The organism is Heyndrickxia sp. FSL K6-6286 (assembly GCF_038630395.1).
Taxonomy (GTDB): Bacteria; Bacillota; Bacilli; order Bacillales; family Bacillaceae_C; genus Heyndrickxia; species Heyndrickxia oleronia.
On sequence record NZ_CP152029.1, the window covers coordinates 2,503,724 to 2,524,203 of the forward strand.

The 20,480-nt window shown below is 34.1% G+C and carries 24 protein-coding genes; 7 read left to right on the top strand and 17 right to left on the bottom strand.

The window, feature by feature from the left end; genetic code table 11:
* Positions 1-26: 26 nt before the first annotated feature.
* Both MHI39_RS12630 and MHI39_RS12635 read right to left on the bottom strand, forming a co-directional pair.
* On the bottom strand, positions 27-1,310 hold the full coding sequence (locus tag MHI39_RS12630; protein WP_278890673.1) for a purine/pyrimidine permease: 1,284 nt from the start codon (positions 1,308-1,310) through the stop codon (positions 27-29).
* Between the two features lie 84 nt (positions 1,311-1,394).
* Positions 1,395-3,107: a glycosyl hydrolase family 18 protein gene (locus MHI39_RS12635; protein ID WP_278890675.1), complete on the bottom strand. Its 1,713-nt coding sequence runs from the start codon at positions 3,105-3,107 to the stop codon at positions 1,395-1,397.
* Between the two features lie 141 nt (positions 3,108-3,248).
* On the opposite strand from MHI39_RS12635, the gene plsY reads away from it, so the two are divergent.
* The 3 genes from plsY (at position 3,249) to MHI39_RS12650 (ending at position 5,481) form a co-directional block, all read left to right on the top strand.
* On the top strand, positions 3,249-3,848 hold the full coding sequence (gene plsY, locus MHI39_RS12640) for a glycerol-3-phosphate 1-O-acyltransferase PlsY (RefSeq protein ID WP_212945602.1): 600 nt from the start codon (positions 3,249-3,251) through the stop codon (positions 3,846-3,848).
* Between the two features lie 109 nt (positions 3,849-3,957).
* Positions 3,958-5,103 (top strand): CapA family protein, encoded by a 1,146-nt coding sequence (locus tag MHI39_RS12645; RefSeq protein WP_278890676.1) that lies wholly within the window; start codon positions 3,958-3,960, stop codon positions 5,101-5,103.
* Positions 5,104-5,190: 87 nt separating this feature from the next.
* Positions 5,191-5,481, top strand: a complete 291-nt coding sequence (locus MHI39_RS12650) for a HesB/YadR/YfhF family protein (protein ID WP_212945604.1) — start codon at positions 5,191-5,193, stop codon at positions 5,479-5,481.
* Between the two features lie 125 nt (positions 5,482-5,606).
* On the opposite strand, the gene MHI39_RS12655 is transcribed toward MHI39_RS12650, so the two are convergent.
* From MHI39_RS12655 to MHI39_RS12690, 8 genes are all read right to left on the bottom strand, one after another.
* Positions 5,607-5,924 (bottom strand): hypothetical protein, encoded by a 318-nt coding sequence (locus tag MHI39_RS12655; protein WP_278890677.1) that lies wholly within the window; start codon positions 5,922-5,924, stop codon positions 5,607-5,609.
* Between the two features lie 28 nt (positions 5,925-5,952).
* Complete coding sequence (locus MHI39_RS12660) at positions 5,953-6,369, bottom strand: thioesterase family protein (protein ID WP_212945606.1); 417 nt, start codon at positions 6,367-6,369, stop codon at positions 5,953-5,955.
* A gap of 100 nt (positions 6,370-6,469) precedes the next feature.
* A complete protein-coding gene (gene tlp / locus MHI39_RS12665; RefSeq protein WP_058003658.1) occupies positions 6,470-6,703 on the bottom strand; it encodes a small acid-soluble spore protein Tlp in 234 nt (77 codons plus the stop codon).
* 104 nt (positions 6,704-6,807) lie between these two features.
* A complete protein-coding gene (locus tag MHI39_RS12670; RefSeq protein WP_058003659.1) occupies positions 6,808-6,951 on the bottom strand; it encodes an acid-soluble spore protein N in 144 nt (47 codons plus the stop codon).
* A gap of 64 nt (positions 6,952-7,015) precedes the next feature.
* Complete coding sequence (locus tag MHI39_RS12675; RefSeq protein WP_071975949.1) at positions 7,016-7,150, bottom strand: FbpB family small basic protein; 135 nt, start codon at positions 7,148-7,150, stop codon at positions 7,016-7,018.
* A gap of 221 nt (positions 7,151-7,371) precedes the next feature.
* Positions 7,372-7,989 (bottom strand): TlpA disulfide reductase family protein, encoded by a 618-nt coding sequence (locus tag MHI39_RS12680; RefSeq protein ID WP_078110632.1) that lies wholly within the window; start codon positions 7,987-7,989, stop codon positions 7,372-7,374.
* A gap of 112 nt (positions 7,990-8,101) precedes the next feature.
* On the bottom strand, positions 8,102-10,813 hold the full coding sequence (acnA, locus tag MHI39_RS12685) for an aconitate hydratase AcnA (protein WP_342541340.1): 2,712 nt from the start codon (positions 10,811-10,813) through the stop codon (positions 8,102-8,104).
* A gap of 539 nt (positions 10,814-11,352) precedes the next feature.
* A complete protein-coding gene (locus MHI39_RS12690; RefSeq protein ID WP_058003661.1) occupies positions 11,353-12,162 on the bottom strand; it encodes a YitT family protein in 810 nt (269 codons plus the stop codon).
* Positions 12,163-12,343: 181 nt separating this feature from the next.
* On the opposite strand from MHI39_RS12690, the gene sspO reads away from it, so the two are divergent.
* Positions 12,344-12,493, top strand: coding sequence for a small acid-soluble spore protein O (gene sspO, locus MHI39_RS12695; RefSeq protein ID WP_058003662.1), 150 nt, complete (start codon positions 12,344-12,346; stop codon positions 12,491-12,493).
* An 86-nt stretch (positions 12,494-12,579) separates the two neighbouring features.
* Here the strand turns inward: sspO and MHI39_RS12700 are convergent, their stop codons facing one another.
* Complete coding sequence (locus tag MHI39_RS12700) at positions 12,580-12,837, bottom strand: hypothetical protein (RefSeq protein ID WP_058003663.1); 258 nt, start codon at positions 12,835-12,837, stop codon at positions 12,580-12,582.
* Between the two features lie 113 nt (positions 12,838-12,950).
* On the opposite strand from MHI39_RS12700, the gene MHI39_RS12705 reads away from it, so the two are divergent.
* Entirely contained in the window at positions 12,951-13,091 is a 141-nt protein-coding gene (locus MHI39_RS12705; RefSeq protein ID WP_065107248.1) for a small acid-soluble spore protein P, read from the top strand.
* A gap of 232 nt (positions 13,092-13,323) precedes the next feature.
* Here MHI39_RS12705 and MHI39_RS12710 read toward each other — a convergent pair whose 3' ends face one another.
* From MHI39_RS12710 to MHI39_RS12735, 6 genes are all read right to left on the bottom strand, one after another.
* Positions 13,324-14,859 (bottom strand): BCCT family transporter, encoded by a 1,536-nt coding sequence (locus MHI39_RS12710; RefSeq protein ID WP_342541341.1) that lies wholly within the window; start codon positions 14,857-14,859, stop codon positions 13,324-13,326.
* A gap of 216 nt (positions 14,860-15,075) precedes the next feature.
* Positions 15,076-15,705 (bottom strand): lytic transglycosylase domain-containing protein, encoded by a 630-nt coding sequence (locus MHI39_RS12715; protein WP_058003665.1) that lies wholly within the window; start codon positions 15,703-15,705, stop codon positions 15,076-15,078.
* Positions 15,706-15,865: 160 nt separating this feature from the next.
* A complete protein-coding gene (locus tag MHI39_RS12720) occupies positions 15,866-16,552 on the bottom strand; it encodes an LrgB family protein (protein ID WP_058003666.1) in 687 nt (228 codons plus the stop codon).
* On the bottom strand, positions 16,527-16,919 hold the full coding sequence (locus MHI39_RS12725) for a CidA/LrgA family protein (protein ID WP_058003667.1): 393 nt from the start codon (positions 16,917-16,919) through the stop codon (positions 16,527-16,529). Before MHI39_RS12725 ends, MHI39_RS12720 begins: the two co-directional genes overlap by 26 nt.
* A 128-nt stretch (positions 16,920-17,047) precedes the next feature.
* On the bottom strand, positions 17,048-17,407 hold the full coding sequence (locus tag MHI39_RS12730; protein WP_158022200.1) for a DUF1641 domain-containing protein: 360 nt from the start codon (positions 17,405-17,407) through the stop codon (positions 17,048-17,050).
* Between the two features lie 117 nt (positions 17,408-17,524).
* Complete coding sequence (locus MHI39_RS12735) at positions 17,525-18,079, bottom strand: GbsR/MarR family transcriptional regulator (protein WP_058003669.1); 555 nt, start codon at positions 18,077-18,079, stop codon at positions 17,525-17,527.
* Between the two features lie 304 nt (positions 18,080-18,383).
* Between MHI39_RS12735 and MHI39_RS12740 the strand changes: the two genes are divergently transcribed.
* Entirely contained in the window at positions 18,384-19,634 is a 1,251-nt protein-coding gene (locus MHI39_RS12740) for a glycine betaine/L-proline ABC transporter ATP-binding protein (RefSeq protein ID WP_058003670.1), read from the top strand.
* Positions 19,635-20,480: a glycine/proline betaine ABC transporter permease subunit OpuAB gene (opuAB, locus tag MHI39_RS12745; RefSeq protein WP_058003671.1), complete on the top strand. Its 846-nt coding sequence runs from the start codon at positions 19,635-19,637 to the stop codon at positions 20,478-20,480.

Sequence of the window (20,480 nt, forward strand, 5' to 3'; positions counted from 1 at the left end):
ATTACTTGCAGAACTGCAAACGAATATCATTTTGCTCTCTTTTTTTTCCAAAGTAAATATTGCTCAGTGATCACTGCAAATAAGGTTCCTAAAATCAGCCCATTATTAATAATTGATGCAACAACGACTGGTAATCCAGTTGTCGCTTCAGCTGGAAGAAACATGACACCAACGCCAATTAAAAAGCCAATTCCAGCAGAAAAATAAGTGATTTGGCGATCAGTCGTTTTATCGATTTCTGAAAGTGCTAAGCCAACCATTTTTGTAAAAATTACAAAGGTGACTGCATAACCAACTGGTGCGGGTAATGCACTCATAACGTTCATAATAGGTGGAAGCAAAGAAATAATGGTTACAATTAAACTACCAAGGATAAATGGTCGGATGGACTTTATGCCAGTTTGACTAACAAAACCTGCTGCTCCTGAAATAGGAACAGGTCCAATGCTAGAAAATAAACCACCAGCTAGCTGATTAATTCCTGAAATAAATCCCGCCTGCTTATAACGTGTATTTTTTTTAGTTTCCTTCTTATTTATTACCTCTTCCATTACTCGAACAGAGGCAATCATATTAGTAATGAGTAAGATGGTAATAAAGAACGAGGTGACGATAATACCTGAGTCTAACTTTGGAATGCCAAAGGAAAAGATTTCAGGGAAGGATATCCATGAATGACTTTTAGGGACTTCGGGTGCAATTCCAAAGATTATAAATAAAAGCCAGCCTACGATCATTCCTATCATAATAGAAAATTGTTTGATCCATTGAATGCGAACTTGTCCTAAATAAAATGTTAATAGAATAATAATCGTACATAATATGGCAGTCGTTATTTGAATTTGATGTACCCCACTTGTTAAACCAAACATCCCTTTTATAAAGGAACCACTTAATTGGAGAATAAGTAAAAATAAATAAATAAAAGTAATTGATGGTGTAAATAACTTTGCCAGTTTTTGTATTAAACCAAATGCTGAAAAAATAAAGAAAAATATCCCACTCAACAGCATTCCGCCGGATAATTCTCTAAGAGTTTCGATATTTGAGGTATATAATGTACCTACAAATCCAGCATAAATAGTAAATACTCCCCACCATAAACCTGCAGGTCCTTCATTAATCGGTAAGCGGTGACCAATGATGCCTTGGAGCAATCCGGCAATTCCTAATACAAAAATCGTACGTTCTACAAACGCAGAAGTCTCAACAGGACTTAAATGGTAAATGTCTGCTATTGCTATAGGTGCAGCAATAGAACCCGCAATCATAAAAGCCATCCATTGGATGGCGGATACTGTTGTTTTCAAATAAATAACTCCTTACTGTATATTGTTAGTTAGGAGGAGGAGGTATTAAACCATCTACCTCCATCCTCCGATACTGTTTAGATATTATTTAAAAGCAGATAATGAGCTTTGAAGCGCTAGCCATGCAGAATCATCTGCAAAATAACGTGCCCATGAGGCAACACCAGCTAAGTCATATTGCGCAGCCAATTGTGCCCTTTTTTTCAATGAAAGAGAATCTTCTAACCACATCTTATAGACAATATTTGTTTTTGCGTCTTTATATTCGATATAATTTTGCCCTGTTTCTGGGTCTTCTTGGGCTTTTAAATTTCTTTCCTTCATCCAAGCATTTGCCTGATCCATTGACAACGCTTTGGAAGATACAGACATTTGCCCATCCTTCATTTCTTCCGACCATAAACGAGTAAAGAAAGGTAATCCTAGTATTAATTTTTCATTTGGAACTTCTTTTAGCAATTGTTCCAAATTGTTTTTTACCCATGGAAGACTTGCTACACTCCCTGCTGTTGGGGAACTTGCCCAATGCTCATCATAAGCCATTACGATTAAATAATCGACAACAGTAGCAAGCTTGTCTCGCTCATAGAATTCAGACCAGCTTCCTTTGGCGATAAAGGTTATATCCATAGATACGTATTTGCCTTCATTGTGTAAATAGACGGAAAGCTCCCTGACAAATTGAGTAACTAGTGGACCGTCCTCTGGTGAAACATTTTCTATATCGATGTTTAATCCATCTAATTTATAGGTTTTTACATAAGTTAGTAATTGATTAATGATCTTTGTTCTTGTTTCATAATGTGTTAAGGCTTCCTTTGTCAATGTCGGATCGAATGAATTAGAGAATAAAGCCCAAACTTGAAATCCATTTTTTCTTGCCCATTTCATATACGAATCAGAAGCAAGATTTGTCACGTCACCTTGATTATTTTTCAATTTAAACCATGTTGGAGAGACAATATTTACGCCTGGCATTTTAGGTAATTGATCTGGATTTGGAGTTTTTGTATAAACGGCCTCCCATGTTAAATGAATCGGCGCATTGTATTTTAAACTTGTTGTTGATTCATCCTTAGTGACAGTTGAGATTTGTACCTTTTCGTTTTTAGTAACATATTCTTTTTTAATATACCCACCAATTCCCTCAAGAGTTCGTACGAAATAATATTCTCCGATTGCTTTTTCAATCCGAATGTTTTCTCCTTTTTTGATCTCTTCTACATAAGAAGAATGCAAATCCGGTTTTGTTCGTAATCTTAAAAAGGCTTTTCGTGTATCCTTTACAGTAATCTTTCCTTTTTCATATGCCTCATTATTTTTTTCAATCCATATGACTTTATTTTCCTTAGTGATATGGAATTGAATAGGATAGATCTTAGTTAATGTCTTTAAATCGATATAAATATCGTTATTTATAGACTTAACAATTGGAAAATCGGTTTTTTTGGATACTTGATTGGCTGTATAACCTTCTTTGTTCAAAGGCATGCGAATAACGTTTTGATTGGTTGTTAGAATAACAGCGTTGTTCTCAATAAAAAGAGACTGATCAATATTCTTTTGAACGATTTTTATTGGGACATATAGTTGGTTTCCATCTTGTACAGCTGTACCTTGTATTTTTCCGTTAACTAAAATAGAATTTTTATTACTTATATACTGTACTTTTTCAGAAGATGCAAAAGGATAAAAATAGAATAATAGACAAGCAGCCGCCAAAAGAAGCAGCACTAATATCCCGTAGAATAACTTATTTTTTCTTTTCGTTTTGGTTCTAAATTCTAATGTTGCCATTTAATTTCCTCCCTTCTTCATCCTACATGAGTACTACAATCAAGAAAAGAGAAAAATCTATTTTTAATAAAATTTTTCTTTCCTTAAAGTACATGGTACAATAAGAAAGCCTTATAGTTTCATATTTAAAGGGGTAATGTTATGACGTATGCACTTATTATCATTTTAGCTTATTTATTAGGATCGATTCCATCTGGTTTAATTGTGGGCAAGCTTTTCTATGGAATTGATATTAGACAACATGGGAGTGGGAATTTAGGCGGAACCAACTCTTTTCGAACTTTAGGAGTAAAAGCAGGAATTGCTGTTACAGCTGCGGATATATTAAAAGGAACATTAGCCACTTTATTGCCACTATTTTTCGGTGTGGATGATTCACTTCACCCACTACTCATTGGATTATTTGCTGTAATTGGACATATGTTTCCTATTTTTGCAGGTTTCCGTGGAGGTAAGGCTGTAGCAACATCTGGAGGGGTATTGCTTGCATATGTTCCTCTATTATTTATATTACTTGTTATCGTGTTTCTAATAAGTTTGAAAATCTGTAAATATGTATCTCTTTCATCCATTATAGCCGGTATTTTTGCAATAATTTATTCCGTTGTAGATTTTTTTATTACGAAGGATTGGCCATTGGTCGTGATTGTTTTTGCATTAGCAGGTTTTGTCATTTATCGCCACCGAACAAATATATCTAGAATTAAAAATAAAACAGAGCCAAAAGTAAAATGGATTTAACCAATGACCCTATTTAGGGTTATTTTTTTGTTTTCTTAAATTCTTTCACTACATTTGTATGATTTATTGTAAAATAAAATGGATTCTGAATTAAAAGGCTGGTTATAACATGATAAAACGACGGAACTTATACTTAAGCATGATCATATTGATTTTGCTTCTTTCCATTTTCATTTTATGCTTTATACAATACTATCAATGGAAGCAATCCTTTTTTAAGCAAGCACATAGCTCCTTAACTCATTCTGCACGTACAGTAAGTATTACTCCGAAAGATTTCCATACAAGTGCTGTGATTGGAGCAATTGGAGATATTTTAATCCATGATTGGGTATATGATGATGCTAGAACTCAAAGTGGCTATGATTTTAAGCCGATGTTTCAACCAGTTAAAGCAATGCTTCAGAAACCAGATTTATTAATTGCCAATCAGGAATCTATTCCTGGTGGAGAGAAATTAGGAATTAGTAGCTACCCTGCTTTTAATAGTCCATATGAAATTGTTGACGCGATTATGGATGCAGGTGTTGATCTTGTATCCACTGCAAATAATCATGCTCTAGATAAAGGTGAAAAAGGAATTTTAAGTTCAATTTCTTACTATGAAAATAAGAAGCTACCCTATGTAGGGACATTTAAAGATGTAAATGATCACCAGAAGCTAAGAGTTCAATCAGTAAACGGGATTAAAATTGCAGTTCTTGCTTATACATACGGGACGAATGGAATTCCTGTTCCTGACGGAAAAGATTATTTAGTTAATCTCATTAATAAAGATACGATACTATCCGAATTAAAGAGAGCTCGTCAAGTGGCAGATTTAGTTATTTTAAACTTACATTGGGGTATAGAATATAATAGGCAGCCAAATGAAGAGCAAAAGATGTTGGCTAAATTATTTACAGATGGAGGTGCAGACATTATTCTAGGACACCATCCACACGTCCTTCAGCCGGTTGAAACGTTACATACTAAAGATGGCAGAGATGCATATGTCATCTATTCATTAGGGAATTTTCTATCGGGGCAAATGTGGGATTATAAAGATATTGGAGGAATGATTGAATTTAAAGTATCTAAAAATATTTTAAAAAATGAAAAGCAGATAAAAATTGAGGATATTCAATTTCATCCGACATATGTTGCCAATCAAAACTTAAGCCAATACCGTGTTTATCCTCTCCAAGAAGCCTATGAAAAAGGATTAATTAATCATACCTACGACGAAATAATTCATTATATGATGTCTAATTAGAATAGCGAATCAATTTAGTAGTAGAATATATAAGAAAGAGCTTATAATGAAGATGATGAATACTCTTTTTGGAGAGGAGCTAACCGCATGGAAATTTACATATCAGATGAAGCAACAAAATGGTTCAAGGAAGAAATGTTTCTAGAAAATGGTGATCATATTCGGTTTTTCGTAAAGTATGGTGGATCTTCACCGGTTCAAGAAGGATTTTCATTAGGGATGTCAAAGGAAGCACCAAGTGATATAGCTGTAAAAAAAGAACAAAATGGAATACTTTTTTATATAGAGGAAAAGGATCTTTGGTATTTTGATAATCATAATTTACATGTTGATTATGATCAAGAACTAGATGAACCAATTTATTTGTATAAAAAATAAGGTGCCTTTTAAAAGTGTTTACTCATTATCATTCGTATAAGATAGGCAATAGAAAAAGGGATATACGTAGTGTTAAATGTCTTTGATAGCTAAAATAAAGAATACGAGAGTGAGCTTCATTTCGTTCACTCTCGTATTCTTTTGTGACAGAACTTGTTTAATTCTTCTATATGTCCCTCTTTTAATAATACTTCCTCCTGTTTATCTCCTAACAAATCAAAATGAGAATATCCATCCTTACGGTGATGAATCCATTCTTCTTTTAAACCGTATATAGTACCCCAGTTGACTAATTTTTCGATATTACGACAACCTACCTTCGTAACTGAGTTACAATTGGGGAAACGCTCATCAATCCAGAAATGAGTAATAATCGCAATTTCTCCTGAATCAATTTTATTTTTCCATTTTTTTAGTTGACTTTTTGATATTCCGAAAGCCACAAGTCTCCCCCTCTAATAATTAAAAAGTTTATTTTTTTGCCTTTTCATATGCTTCATGCCAATCAGGGAATCGTTTTCGAATTGAAATAGGACGGAATGTTTCTTTCTTTACACATACATGCTTTGATTTGGCTATAACCGAGAGTTCTCCACCTTCCGTTAATACCTCATACCCATAAACAACACGTATACCATCATACTCTTCAATCCAAGTTTTAACTTTAGCAACTTCCCCATATCGAACAGGCTTTTTATAAGAAATTTCAATATCAACTACAGGAGATAAAACTCCTTCATTTTCCATATCAGCATATTTAAAACCTAAATTCTCTATAAGCTTCGTTCTACCGAGTTCTAACCATACTAAATAATTTGCATGATAGACAACACCCATTTGGTCTGTCTCTGCATAACGAACTTGAATATCTGTTTCTGAAATAATCATTCTTATGTAGTAGCACCTTTCATTAATAATATTATTTATTTTAGCACTGATTGTTGTGAATAACAAAAATAACAGCCGGCGTCAAACCGGCTGTTATTCATTATTGATATTGATTATTTTGAGCATGGGCTTCATCTTTTACTTCACTGCGCATACTCTCGATACTTTCACGGCGGCGTTCATTTTTCGCTTCTATTTTGGCGCGTTCTTCATTACTTGAGAGACTAGCCGTTTCTTCTGCTTTTTCTATATTCTCAAGTGTGTTATCAATCATATTTTGTAATTTTTCTACATTATCACTGCGATCATCTGGTTTAGGTTTATTCCATGCCATATTAAAGTCCTCCTTACAGTAAGAGTGACCACAATTTGTGTGGACAATGATAGTATGTTGTTTTTACGATTCATTCAAGCCTGGTTTTTTTTAGCACTTTCATGTTATTCCCCTTTAGTCTGAATTACCTGGGCATGCTCTCCTGATTTATCTTGCATTTGTTTTCCTTTGTTCCCACCAAAAGAACGAGGCTGTGTACCTAAATGTGTAGGCCCATAGTATTTGCTTTTCTTTTTTGGATTACTCATAAAAAAACCCCCTTTATTTTAAGTTTCACCTAAAATAAAGGGGATATGAGTAGTAAATATAGGTTTATTCCGCCAATTTAATTGAATGTTTTTGTTCAAGCTTTGTTTCAATTCTTTCAATCGCTTCTTGATCTCTTAATAAAGCTTGTTTATTTTCCAACACTAAATCTGAAAATGATTTCTTATTTGTTTTTCTCATCTATATAATCTCCTTAGGTTGTATATTTTATAATAGTATGGTCATAAAATTAAAAATTTATAATTATTTTACCAATACTTTTGAAATAACCTAGTTATTTCTACATATTTATTTTAACATAAATTAAAATTTTCTAACAACTTTAGCTGGAACTGTCACAAAATTGTTATAATAATAGTATTTCAAAAAAATAAACACTTCACAAGAAGAAGTGTCTGTAGTTATTTGAATAATTTTTCTAATTGCTGATCATTTAATGCTCCGTAATGTTTATTAATTATAATTCCCTTCTCATCCACAATATAAGTACTTGGGATCGCTAATACTTGGTATTGTGTATCGACTACACCTTTCTCATCTAAAAGAATCGGAAATGATAAATTTAATTTTTTAACATAGCCTTTTACATCAGATTTTGTATCAATATTAATCGCTAGTATTTCAATATCATCGTGATTCTCTTGATAGAATTTCTCGAGCACAGGCATTTCTATTTTACATGGGTAACACCAAGTGGCAAAGAAATTGATTATTACACGTTTTCCCTTAAAATCAGCTAGTCGCATTTTTTTGCCTGTTAGAGTGGTTAGTTCAAAATCAGGTGCTTTAGAACCGATTTCTAATCCTTCTGCAACCTCTTCTTCCTCTTCTTCTGGTTCCTCAATTTGAGATGACATAATAGAATTATATAACTCATTTAAATCCTCATCACTTGCTTTTGATAAAGACGTTTCTGTAGATGCTTTAACTTGTTTATCTTTTTTATGTTCAAGTGCTTGTACTAGCATTGTACAAACTAACAGCATGATTATCATAAATGGAAGGATTCTTTTAAACATTTTTTCCTCCTATAGAATGATCATTTATTTACTCTATTTAAGTATATGTACTTTTTAAAAAATTAGTATAAAAAAACACACTCTGTAAAACAGAGTGTGTGAGATCAGTCGATTATGCTTGTAATTTGTCGCGAAGTACCATTTGAAGAATACCACCATGACGATAGTAATCAATTTCGACATCAGAATCGAAACGTACAAGTACTTCAAATTCTTTCTTGTTGCCTGCTTCATCTGTAGCAGTTACTTTCAAAATATCACGTGGCTTAACATTTTCATCAATGTGAACATCAATGATTTCTTTTCCAGTTAAACCAAGTGTTTCAGCGTTTTCACCTTTCTTGAATTGAAGTGGTAAAACACCCATCAATGCAAGATTAGAACGGTGAATACGTTCAAAGCTTTCTGCAATAACTGTTTTAATACCAAGAAGATTTGTACCTTTTGCTGCCCAGTCTCGAGAAGATCCCATCCCGTAATCTTTACCAGCAAGAACAACTAATCCAGTGCCGTCTTCTTTGTATTTCATGCAAGCATCATACATTGAAGTTACTTCATTAGTTGGCCAGTAAGTTGAAAAACCACCTTCTGTTCCAGGAGCAATTTGGTTACGAATTCGGATATTCGCAAATGTACCACGCATCATGACTTCATGGTTACCACGACGAGAACCATAAGAGTTAAATTCGCGAGGTTCCACCCCGTTTTCACGTAAGTATTTACCTGCAGGAGTATCTTTACCAATTGCACCAGCTGGTGATATATGGTCAGTAGTTACAGAATCACCAAATTTAGCTACGATACGAAGACTAGATAATGGCTTAACTTCCTCTGGATTTGGAGAAAGATTTTCAAAGAATGGCGGATTCGCAATATACGTTGATTTTTCATCCCAAGTATATAACGGATCATTACCTGTTTTGATATCATTCCAACGTTCATTATCGTCGAATACACGCTCGTATTCTTTGCGGAATAACTCAGGTGTTACGCTTTGTTTAACCGCTTCATTTACCTCTTCAGTAGATGGCCAAATATCTTTCATGTAAACATCATTACCGTCTTTATCTTTTCCAATTGGCTCATTGATAAGATCGATGTCTACTGTACCTGCTAATGCATAAGCAACAACTAATGGTGGTGATGCTAAGTAGTTTGCTTTTACAAGCGGATGGATACGGCCCTCAAAGTTACGGTTACCAGAAAGTACTGAAGTAACAAGTAAATCGTTTTCAGCAATCGTCTTTTCGATTTCTTCTTTAAGTGGACCAGAGTTACCGATACATGTTGTACAACCATAACCTACAAGATTGAATCCTAATTGATCAAGATACCCTAGAAGTCCAGAATCTCTTAAATATCCAGTAACAACTTTTGAACCTGGAGCCAAGGATGTTTTTACATATTTAGGTACCGTTAAGCCTTTTTCAACTGCTTTTTTGGCAACTAAACCTGCACCTAACATAACATAAGGGTTAGAAGTGTTTGTACAACTTGTAATAGCTGCAATAGCAACGGCGCCGGTTTTCATTGTTGCTTCATCGCCATTATCGAATTTAACTACAGCTTCTTTCTTAATTTCTGTATCTTTTAATCCAAATCCTTGGTTACCTACAGGAGCAGTTACCGCATCTTGGAAAGCTGTTTGCATTTTAGATAGCGGAATTAAGTCCTGTGGACGTTTTGGACCTGATAAGTTTGCTTCGATATCAGATAAGTTAATTTCAACAACATCTGTGTAAACAGGTTCTTCATTTTCTGGAGTGAAGAACATATTGTTTTCCTGTAAATATTTCTCAACAAGCTTAATATGCTCCTCCGGACGACCAGTTAATCGAAGATATCCTAAGCTTTCAGCATCTACAGGGAAGAAACCACAAGTAGCGCCATATTCAGGGGCCATGTTAGCAATTGTTGCACGGTCAGCAAGTGGTAATTTAGATACACCAGGACCAAAGAATTCAACAAATTTACCAACAACACCTTTTTGGCGTAACACTTGAGTAACTTTTAGTGCTAAGTCAGTCGCAGTCGCTCCATTTGGAAGTTCCCCTACTAATTTAACACCGATAACTTCTGGAATTGGGAAGTATGAAGGTTGACCAAGCATACCTGCTTCCGCTTCAATACCACCAACACCCCATCCAAGAACACCGATACCATTGATCATTGTTGTATGAGAGTCAGTACCTACTAGAGTATCTGGGAATGCTTCAAATTCACCATCTGCAGTTTCAATTGCATGAACTACGCTAGCAAGATATTCTAAGTTAACTTGGTGAACAATACCAGTTGCTGGTGGCACCGCACGGTAATTATCAAACGCTTTCGTAGCCCAGCTTAAGAATTGATAACGTTCTGCGTTACGTTCAAATTCAAAATCCATATTCGCTTTTAAAGCGTCTGCCGTACCATATTTGTCAACTTGTACTGAGTGGTCAATTACAAGATCGACAGGAATTTCAGGATTAATTTTATCAGGATCTCCACCTAAATCAGCCATTGCTTTACGTAAAGAAGCAAGGTCTACAACGGCAGGTACACCTGTGAAATCTTGGAGAATAACACGAGATGGCTTAAAAGGCACCTCTGCATCTTTTACTTCTTCAGATCCCCATTTTGATAAATTTTCAACATGTTCTTTTGTAATTACACGGCCATCCAGTTGGCGAAGTACAGATTCTAATAATACTTTTACTGAGTATGGTAAGCGAGAGATTTTCGCTAAACCTGCTTCTTCAAGAGCTGCAAGACGATAAAAATGATAACGTTTGCCTTCTAGTTCAAAAGAAGTACGTGCGTTAAAAACGTCGTTTTTAGCCACTCAAGATTCCCCCTCTTTTTCAAAAAATGTCATATTCACTGATAGTTTCACGAAAAGCTCGAATTATGTTCAATTACTTTTCACAATTACCATCTTAATATAAGTAGTTACATAAGTAAATAACAAGAATGTTATCGTTTTTAATAAGAAAATATTATCATAAACGGGGAACCTTTAAATATTAGCTCAAGTTTTTGTTTCTCGTTATATTTATTATAATTTAATGAGTTACATATTTCGTTTTTTATGAAAAAAATGCAGATTTTTGTCGATTCTTTTGTTAAGAGTAAAGCCGGCACTAAGCCTTTTACATATATATATATATAAATACATTCATTTAATAAAGCTTTTCTCAGACCTTGTTGAATTTAGGTAATATTTTAATAAATAAATATAATTTTAAGAAAAGACCAATCTTTACAATCCACTGAGAAAAGAAATATCTATAAAAAGTTTATCTCTGTATTTTTGTGTATAAAAAAAGCGCAGAATCTCTATTAATCAAAAGATTTTCTACGCTAATTTTCGGTTGACGTCTACTAATTTCGATGAAACGAACCCATTACTTCTGTTGTTTCGGTAATATTAACAAATGCACTTGGGTCAATATCTCTAATTAAAGATTTAACATCTGTCAATTGATACCTAGTAATAACAGTCATTAAGATTTTTCGATTTTCCCCTGAATAAGCACCTTCACCATCTATTAAAGTGATTCCGCGATATACACTCGAAAGTAATTTTTCTTTCATCTCTTTTCCTTTGTCGGTCACAATCATCACGGTGAGTTTTATATGTTTCGTATGAATTGTATCAACCACTTTACCAGTTGCATAAATGGCTACCATTGTGTTTAAAGCTGCGTCCCAACTAAAAATAAATCCTGAAATTAGAACAACAATTCCATTCATAGCAGATAAAATTGTCCCTAATGGGAAATCTTTTTTCTTATTTAGTAGCATGGCTAAAATATCGAAACCACCGGATGAACCTGATACTCGAAAAATTAATCCGATTCCTAATCCAGTTATTACTCCACCAAATAAAGAGGATAATATCGGTTCAGTTGAAATCTGTTTAATTGGTATGATGTATAGTCCTACTGAGATTACCACAACGGATAAAATAGTATAAAGAATAAACCGTTTACCTAATTTAAACACTCCAAGAATCAGTAAAGGAAGATTAAGTAAAAAATTTAATATTCCTGTATTAAATGGAGTAATCAGACCTAGCATAATTGCAATACCACTTAAACCACTACTTAAGATTTCATGAGGTATTAGAAACAAATTATATGCAACACTCACTAATAAGGAACCGATGATAATAGTTATGATTCTGTTCATTCCTTCTCCCCTTTATTTACAATCTTTCACTAGAGAATATTATATTAAAGAAAGAAACAATAAAAAAACTAAAAGTTTTTTCAAAAATATAAGATTCAATTGCCAATTCTAAATTGATAGTTATTTCTAAATTTGATTATTTCTATCGTTCTTGCACAAAATAGTATTGGAGGTGAAATAAATGGTTAAAAGAAAAGCGAACCATATCATTCCAGGAATGAATGCAGCCAGTGCACAAGGAAAAGGTACAGGATATAATGAAGAGTTTTCCAATGAACCCCTAACCGAGAAACAGAAGCAAAATAATAAAAAGCGAAAGAAAAACCAATAGCTTTTAATCGTTCACACATATATTAAAATAGAGACCGTTAAAACACAGCATTACGTCAACTTGTGTTTTAACGGTCTCTTGACCTTTTAATCATTATTTACGTCATTTACAATTTGTTCAATATCTGAACGGAACTTCTCTAGTTGCTGTCTTTGGGTTTCGCTTGCTACTTCCATGGCATTTTCTATTTGTTGATATGTTTCATTGACTTCATTTTTTAAATGTTTTAACTGCTGACCATAGTCAGCACTATCGCGAACTAATTGACTATAAACGTCGTCTAATTGCTTCATGCCCTGTTGCGCAGCTTGAAAAGCTTGTTGTTTATTTTTATGATATGGCATCCATGTCTCTCCCTTTCAAAGTTCTTTTCAAAAATAGATTGCGCTTATTTACACAAAATATACGGTATAAATCCCTTCAATAAGCACAATCTATGCGAAGGAGGGATGAAGAAATGTCTAATAAAAATGATGGAAAAGATATGAGAAAAAATGCTCCAAAACAATCTGGGCAACCTGAACCATTAAGTGGGTCTAAAAAAGTAAAAAATCGTAATCATACACGCCAAAATCATAATCAAGGCCATGATATGTAGCAAATAATCACGAAATGGCTCTTTTCTTAAACATTGTTGGTATTTAAGTAAGTATTAATTAATAACTATTTGCTAAATATTGCTAACCTGTAAATTTTACTGGGAAAAGAGCTGGAATTTCCAAAAAAAATGCTGATATCTTGTAATGCCGACAGTTAGGCATATACAAGAGCAACAAACTAAAACAACTTTCGAAATAAACTAGAAAAAAGGGAGAATTATCAACTCCCTTTTATTCTGGTTCTTGCTCTGTTATCTTTTTTATTGGTTTGGCCCGTACATAGAGCCTTAAATCTCTTCGTTCCTTCATCAATGATTTATATAACGAAATAATCATCAAGATAATAATTATTGAAAATGGAAAAGCTGCAATAATAAGGGCATTTTGTAAACCTTGCAATCCGCCACTATATAATAAAATCACTGCTACTAAAGACTGTAAAATTCCCCAGGTTAATTTCACACTATTTGGAGGAAGTAACGAACCGTATGTTGTTTGCATACCAAGAACAAAGGTTGCTGAATCTGCAGATGTAATAAAAAATATAGCAATTAGAATGAGAGCTATGATTGAAAGGAAGGTTGTCATCGGGACATTTTCAAAAACTCCAAATAATACTTCCTCTGTTTTCAATGCGGTTAAATCGATTCTCCCTTGTTGTTGAACATGGATAGAAGCGGTGCCAAAAACAGCAAACCAAATAAAACTAACAATGGATGGAGCTAACAAAACACCTATTAGAAACTGGCGAATCGTTCTCCCTTTTGATACACGGGCAATAAAAATACCAACAAATGGAGACCAAGAGATCCACCAGGCCCAGTAGAAGATCGTCCACGAATTAATCCAATTACGATTTTCTGAATTTAATGGGGCAATACGAAAGCTCATTTGAATAATATTTTGCAAATATTCCCCTAACGTATCTGTAAATAAATTCAAAATTAATAAGGTGGGTCCAGCGATAAACATTAGAATTAACAATATTATTGCTAAAACTAAATTCGTATTACTTAAATATTTAATTCCTTTCCCTAATCCTGACCATGCCGAGATGATAAATAATACCGTGACTACACCAATAATAATAAGTTGAACTTTGAAATTATTAGGAATATCAAAAAGAAACGATAGTCCGCCATTAATTTGTGCTGCACCAAATCCAAGTGTCGTTGCAACCCCTATGACCGTTGCTAAAACGGCTAGAATATCAATGAGTCCTCCTATTTTGCCGCTTGCATATTTTCCAAGAATCGGTGTAAGTGTTGAACTAATCAGTCCTGGCTCACCTTTTCTAAAATTAAAATAGGCTAACGCTAATGCAATCAATGCATAGATGCCCCAAGCATGTAAGCCCCAGTGGAAAAAAGTAAAGCGCATCGATTCTTTTAATGCATCATCACTTCCAGGCTCAGACAGGGGTGGATTCGTTGCAAAATGCGACAATGGCTCTGCCGCTCCCCAAAAGACAAGACCAATTCCCATTCCAGCACTAAATAACATAGCAAACCAGGAAACAGTAGAATATTCTGGTTTATCATTCGGTTTTCCTAATGTAATTGCTCCAATCGGACTAAGTATTAGAAAAATACAAAAGATAACGATTAACGATACCAAAATTAAATAATACCAACCAAACCTGGACGTAAGAAAAGCTTGGATATTTGAGGTGATTGTTTCAAAATTGCTTGGAGCTGCAACCCCATATACGACGGCAATTAACAAAATAGCAATAGAAACCCAAAAGACACTCGATATGTTTTTCATCAAATTCTCCTTTCTAGGCTTCAATGAAACTGAGTAAAATTTTATTTTTCTTACTCTTCTTTAATTAGCTGCAAAGTTTATATTCCCCTATTTCTACGCATTAATCCCTTATGTATAAGGGAAGTTTACCAATCAAATAAATGACCATGACTCTAGTTTTTCCTGGTGCTGAAATATATGATAAAAAATAAACCCGAATCAATTTTCAATTCGAGTTTACTCATCTTTTTTGTAAAGTCTTGCATAATGCAACACTTCATTCACATAATCTTCACTATGATTATAAGAATAAATCGCTTGCTTAAGGTTTCCTTCTGCTGCTCCATTTTGGGATAAATAATTTGCCGCACTAAAGACAGCATCCTCTAAATCCCATATATCTGCTTTTCCATCACCATTTGCATCAACACCATATCCCCCATATTTATGAATGACCACAGGATCTTCTTTTTCCTTTTCAGGAATATTGCCTACTCCTTTTCCTGTGCAAGTCGGATGACTCCACCCAACAAATGTACATGGCATAAATTGCATCGGTCCTTCTGCTCCCACTGGGGAAATCATTGGATCCATTGTAGAAAATCTTGTTTCTACTCGATGGTGTGCAGCAAGTACATACCAGGGTACACCATATTTTTTTTCCGCTGCTTTATAAATTGGAAGGTATTGAGTCGGTACAAGTTGAACTTTTGGTTCTTGTTTTTTAGGTGGTTTCTCTTGTACTTGTTCTTTGTTTTGTAAGATGATATAAGCTGTAATTATTACAATTGGAATCAATAAGATAAGTAATGGTGATTGCTTTTTAAGCTTATATTTTTGATAATTTTTTTTCTTCGCCTGCTTCATTCTATTGTTTTCCCTTCAACCCTTTTCTATAAAAACAAAGGCACAACTAGTTTAATACTAGTTATGCCATATATTTAATCATTTAATAAACAAATTTATAAATTTTATGTTTATAGTAATCATACGAATAAACCTTATTCATTTCAACAAAAAATTTTGCCTATAAGATTAAGGGTAAAATATTGGGGATGCAAATAGATGTGAATATAGCAGCTACTCCCATGGCAACTCCTGAAACTGCGCCTTGGATCTCGCCTTCCTTAACAGCTTCAGCTGTACCTATTCCATGAGAAATCGTTCCAATAGCTAGTCCTCTTGAAAGTGGGTGATTAATTTTACATAAATTTAGGATTAGTGGACCAAACATTGCTCCAAACATTCCAGTAATCATGACAAATGCAGCAACTAAATACTCATTACCTCCTATGATATTTGAGACTTCACTTGCTACTGGTATGGTAATCGATTTTACACTTAATGAGATAAGAAATTCATTTGAAAAATGCATCATTTTTCCAATTATTTCAGCAGAAGCAATAGTCAACGATGTACCCAAGATAATTCCTAGTAAAGCTGGCTTTAAGTGCTGAAAAAAAATTCTTCGGTTCTTATAAAGTGGTACAGCCAGTGCCACTGTTGCTGGACCCAATAATTCCGTTATGATTTCTTTCGCTATAGAATATTGTGAATACGTAATATGAGAAAGATAAAGTACGCCAATGATTAAAACTGTACTTAAAAAGACAGGTGTCGTAAATGGAGAGGGATATTTTTTGGATATTGCTATAGTAAAAAGATAAATAAAGATAGTAATCATCAAACTATACACTGTGATAATGCTGCTCATTTGAAGACACCTCTCGTTTTTTTGCTAATAACTGACTCGTTAATCCAGTGCCGATAATTCCAATAATTGCACTCAATACTAAGATAAACAATAAACGAATACCTGATGACATAAAAATAGACCCCAGAGTCATTAGCCCAACAGATATAGGAATAAAAAAGAAAGATAAATGCCTATTTAATAGAGAAGCACCTATATCTACCCATTTTAATTGAATGATTCCGGTTAGTAAAAAAATCAATAATAAAAGCATTCCAATAATATTTCCAGGAACAGGAATGTGTAAAATATTTACAATGAAAGTACCTAATTCATTGATCACCCAAAGCAAAAAAATTTGACAGATTATTACGAACCCTTTTTTCATATTGTTTTAGACTTCCTTTCATACCGAATAAATAGTTATTCGATTTTTAGAGAAATTTTCCTCCTTTTCTAGGCTAGATACGATTTTTTCAGAACGAAAAAACCTGCAAACGAAGTGCAGGTTATCATCTATATATTTTTCCCCATCCCTTTTAAAAATCCCATTAAAAATAAGACGGCTCGATTGATATCTTGGTCCTTTAATAGCTTCATTACTTGAAAGGAACTTAATTCTTTACCAGAATCAAGTGTGGACATAGCAGATTCTATCCCTTTTCTAACCCCTTTTTTAATTGTATCTAGTTGTGACATTTCTGAAGAAGTTCTCTTTGTTAAAAAATCCGTAATGACAGGTAATAAATTTGATTCCTTTAAATACTTAATTATTTTTAATAGGTCTTCCGTTTCGTTAGTAATCTGTTCCAATTCAAGGCTTCGTTCGGAATTTCTGTTTGGTATTCCATTCTCTTTTATCATTGATTTTGTCATTTTCCACCCTGCCTTCCATAAGTCTTTGACTTTATAACATATGTACATTTTTGTAGAGAAATGAACAATCATACTAAAAGAAAAAAGAGGCGACAAAAATTGTCATCCTCTACAAGTTTATTTATTATTTTTTGGCACAAAATTAAAAATTTCTTCGCTTTCGAATGTATCAATTAGACGATTTAACCATTTATAATATTCCAACGTCTCCTTTAACTTAATGATATCGCTATTGACTAAAGCCTTTATCTCCTCGTCAACATGCCCATCAGTCAACATGTCAGAAAGCTCTTTTAATGACTTTTCAATTACATGTTTATTCATCGAGATAGCATGTCGCCACTTCACTGTGAATAAGTCAATAAAATTTTGATACCAATCTCCTTCTATTGCATATAAATCTTTTCTACTCCCTTTTTTCCATACTTTATCGACCATTTTTAAATCTAAAAGTGTTCTTACGGAAGTACTCATACTTGTTTTACTCATACCAAGTTCTTCCTTCATTTCATCCAGTGTTAACGGCTCATTATGAAAAAACATCATTCCATATAATCTGCCAATTGAAGGTGTTACTCCATATAAGTTCATGTTTTGTGCAATAGCTTCGATTACCCTTTCTCGTGCTCTGTCTAGTTGATCCTTACCTTCCAATTTATTTTCACACCCCATTTAGTGGTATTTAATTTTGAAATTTTCCAATTGAACTTTAATCTCATCATTCACTTAAATCCATCGATTGATTACAGAAAAGATTCTTAACAATAAATAATCTATCCTTTTGTAGATATAAAGTAAAGAGGGACTTCAAAACGGAATCAAGAGGAATACGGAGGAAATGTAAGAATAAAGTATATTAAGTACGTACAGTTTTTTCTTTACGAACTGTACAATCGGAATATAAAGGAATATCGAGTTTGTGGGAAGTATTACATTTTCGTTACACTTATAAAGTGCAAAGAAATGAGGGAAAAAAATGACTAGTGACGAGAAAAAAATCAAAATAGAAGTAAAAAACGTGACTAAAATTTTCGGCAAACATACGAAAAAAGCGTCACAGCTTCTATCAGAAGGAAAAACAAAGCAAGAAATCTTAAAGTCTACCGGAGCAACTGTCGGTGTAAATCAAGCTAACTTTCATGTTAATGATGGTGAAATATTTGTCATCATGGGTTTATCAGGAAGTGGAAAATCGACCTTGGTTCGGATGTTGAATCGTTTGATTGAACCAACATTAGGAGAAATATTAATTGATAACGAGAATGTAACTAAAATGAACAAGGAACAATTAAGAAATATTCGTAGAAAAAAAATCAGCATGGTATTTCAAAAATTTGCACTCCTTCCCCATCGGACCATTCTCCAAAACACTGAATATGGTTTAGAAATTCAAGGTATTGAAAAATCAAAAAGACAAGAAATTGCACTTGAATCACTAAAGCTGGTTGGATTAGAAGGATATGAGGATCAATATCCCGATCAATTAAGCGGTGGAATGCAACAGCGTGTTGGACTTGCAAGAGCTCTAACCAACGATCCAGATATTTTATTAATGGATGAGGCGTTTAGTGCTTTGGATCCATTAATTAGAAAAGATATGCAAGATGAATTATTAGAGCTTCACAATACTGTAGGGAAAACAATTGTATTTATTACTCATGATTTAGATGAAGCCCTACGTATCGGAGACCGCATCGCATTAATGAAGGATGGGAACATCGTTCAAATAGGTACTCCAGAGGAAATTTTAATGAATCCTTCCAATGAATATGTGGAACGTTTCGTTGAAGATGTAGATTTTTCCAAAGTGTTAACAGCCGGACATATTATGAAGCGTGCAGAAACGGTACAAATTGAAAAGGGACCAAGAGTCGCCTTAACACTTATGAAAAATCTAGGTATCTCTTCGATATATGTGGTCGATAAACAAAACCGGCTTTTAGGTGCTGTTACAGCTCAATTAGCAAAGGATGCCTTCGAAAAAGGACTTCCCCTGAATGAGGTAATTCAAAAAAATATTACCACTGTACAAAAGGACACATTATTAATGGATTTATTCGATATCGTATCTACCGCGGAAATACCGATTGCTGTTGTTGATGAGCGGGATCGAATGAAAGGTATTGTGATCCGTGGAGCATTAATTGGTGCTCTTGCAGGAAATGATTCTTATATTCATACAGCGCCAGTTGAAGTAACTGAAGCCTCTTTAAGGGAGGTGAATTAAATGAATGAATGGATACCAAGAATTCCATTAGCAGATTGGATTGATCGATTTGTTGATTGGCTAACATCAAATTTTGGAGGAATATTTGACGGAGTTGCTACAGGCTTAGAAGGACTCGTAAATGGAATTGTCTCTGGACTCGGCTTTATCCCCCCTATTCTTCTTTCATTAATTATTGCTGGAATTGCATGGTGGTTAACCAAAAAAAGCATTGCCTTATTTTCATTAATTGGATTTCTAATTATTGATTATTTAGGATACTGGGATGCCATGCTCAGTACATTGGCTCTTGTCTTAACATCGGTTATTATTTCCGTAGTAGTTGGTATACCAATTGGAATTTGGGCATCACAAAAGGATACGGTTCGCAAAATAGTCACCCCTATCCTCGATTTTATGCAAACAATGCCTGCATTTGTATACTTACTTCCTGCTATCTTCTTCTTTAATATCGGAGTTGTACCAGGAGTAGTTGCATCGGTGATATTCGCCATGCCACCTACTATACGTCTAACAATACTTGGGATCCAACAGGTGCCTGAGGACATTATTGAAGCGACAGAAAGCTTTGGTTCAACAACTAGTCAAAGGTTGTTAAAAGTTCAACTTCCACTTGCCACACCGACTATTATGGCTGGAATAAATCAAAGTATAATGCTCGCACTATCAATGGTCGTCATTGCATCTATGGTTGGCGCACCGGGGTTAGGAGAAGAAGTCTATCGTGCAGTTACGCAATTAAAAACAGGTGTAGGTGTTGAAGCAGGTCTAACTATTGTGATCGTAGCAATCGTTCTAGACCGTATTACACAAAATGCAGGAAAGAAAAAACAAAGGGGGAACTAA

Excerpts from the sequence above, each read along its gene's own strand:
- sspO (WP_058003662.1), top strand. The coding sequence starts at position 12,344 with ATGGTTAAAAGAAAAGCGAACCATATCATTCCAGGAATGAATGCAGCC.
- MHI39_RS12680 (WP_078110632.1), bottom strand. The coding sequence starts at position 7,989 with ATGTTTAAAAGAATCCTTCCATTTATGATAATCATGCTGTTAGTTTGT.
- plsY (WP_212945602.1), top strand. The coding sequence starts at position 3,249 with ATGACGTATGCACTTATTATCATTTTAGCTTATTTATTAGGATCGATT.
- MHI39_RS12710 (WP_342541341.1), bottom strand. The coding sequence starts at position 14,859 with ATGAAAAACATATCGAGTGTCTTTTGGGTTTCTATTGCTATTTTGTTA.
- MHI39_RS12740 (WP_058003670.1), top strand. The coding sequence starts at position 18,384 with ATGACTAGTGACGAGAAAAAAATCAAAATAGAAGTAAAAAACGTGACT.
- MHI39_RS12720 (WP_058003666.1), bottom strand. The coding sequence starts at position 16,552 with ATGAGCAGCATTATCACAGTGTATAGTTTGATGATTACTATCTTTATT.
- MHI39_RS12650 (WP_212945604.1), top strand. The coding sequence starts at position 5,191 with ATGGAAATTTACATATCAGATGAAGCAACAAAATGGTTCAAGGAAGAA.
- tlp (WP_058003658.1), bottom strand. The coding sequence starts at position 6,703 with ATGGCATGGAATAAACCTAAACCAGATGATCGCAGTGATAATGTAGAA.
- MHI39_RS12735 (WP_058003669.1), bottom strand. The coding sequence starts at position 18,079 with ATGGGGTGTGAAAATAAATTGGAAGGTAAGGATCAACTAGACAGAGCA.
- MHI39_RS12700 (WP_058003663.1), bottom strand. The coding sequence starts at position 12,837 with ATGCCATATCATAAAAATAAACAACAAGCTTTTCAAGCTGCGCAACAG.
- MHI39_RS12715 (WP_058003665.1), bottom strand. The coding sequence starts at position 15,705 with ATGAAGCAGGCGAAGAAAAAAAATTATCAAAAATATAAGCTTAAAAAG.
- MHI39_RS12675 (WP_071975949.1), bottom strand. The coding sequence starts at position 7,150 with ATGAGAAAAACAAATAAGAAATCATTTTCAGATTTAGTGTTGGAAAAT.
- MHI39_RS12635 (WP_278890675.1), bottom strand. The coding sequence starts at position 3,107 with ATGGCAACATTAGAATTTAGAACCAAAACGAAAAGAAAAAATAAGTTA.
- opuAB (WP_058003671.1), top strand. The coding sequence starts at position 19,635 with ATGAATGAATGGATACCAAGAATTCCATTAGCAGATTGGATTGATCGA.
- MHI39_RS12690 (WP_058003661.1), bottom strand. The coding sequence starts at position 12,162 with ATGAACAGAATCATAACTATTATCATCGGTTCCTTATTAGTGAGTGTT.
- MHI39_RS12660 (WP_212945606.1), bottom strand. The coding sequence starts at position 6,369 with ATGATTATTTCAGAAACAGATATTCAAGTTCGTTATGCAGAGACAGAC.
- MHI39_RS12645 (WP_278890676.1), top strand. The coding sequence starts at position 3,958 with ATGATAAAACGACGGAACTTATACTTAAGCATGATCATATTGATTTTG.
- MHI39_RS12705 (WP_065107248.1), top strand. The coding sequence starts at position 12,951 with ATGTCTAATAAAAATGATGGAAAAGATATGAGAAAAAATGCTCCAAAA.
- MHI39_RS12730 (WP_158022200.1), bottom strand. The coding sequence starts at position 17,407 with ATGACAAAATCAATGATAAAAGAGAATGGAATACCAAACAGAAATTCC.
- MHI39_RS12670 (WP_058003659.1), bottom strand. The coding sequence starts at position 6,951 with ATGAGTAATCCAAAAAAGAAAAGCAAATACTATGGGCCTACACATTTA.
- MHI39_RS12725 (WP_058003667.1), bottom strand. The coding sequence starts at position 16,919 with ATGAAAAAAGGGTTCGTAATAATCTGTCAAATTTTTTTGCTTTGGGTG.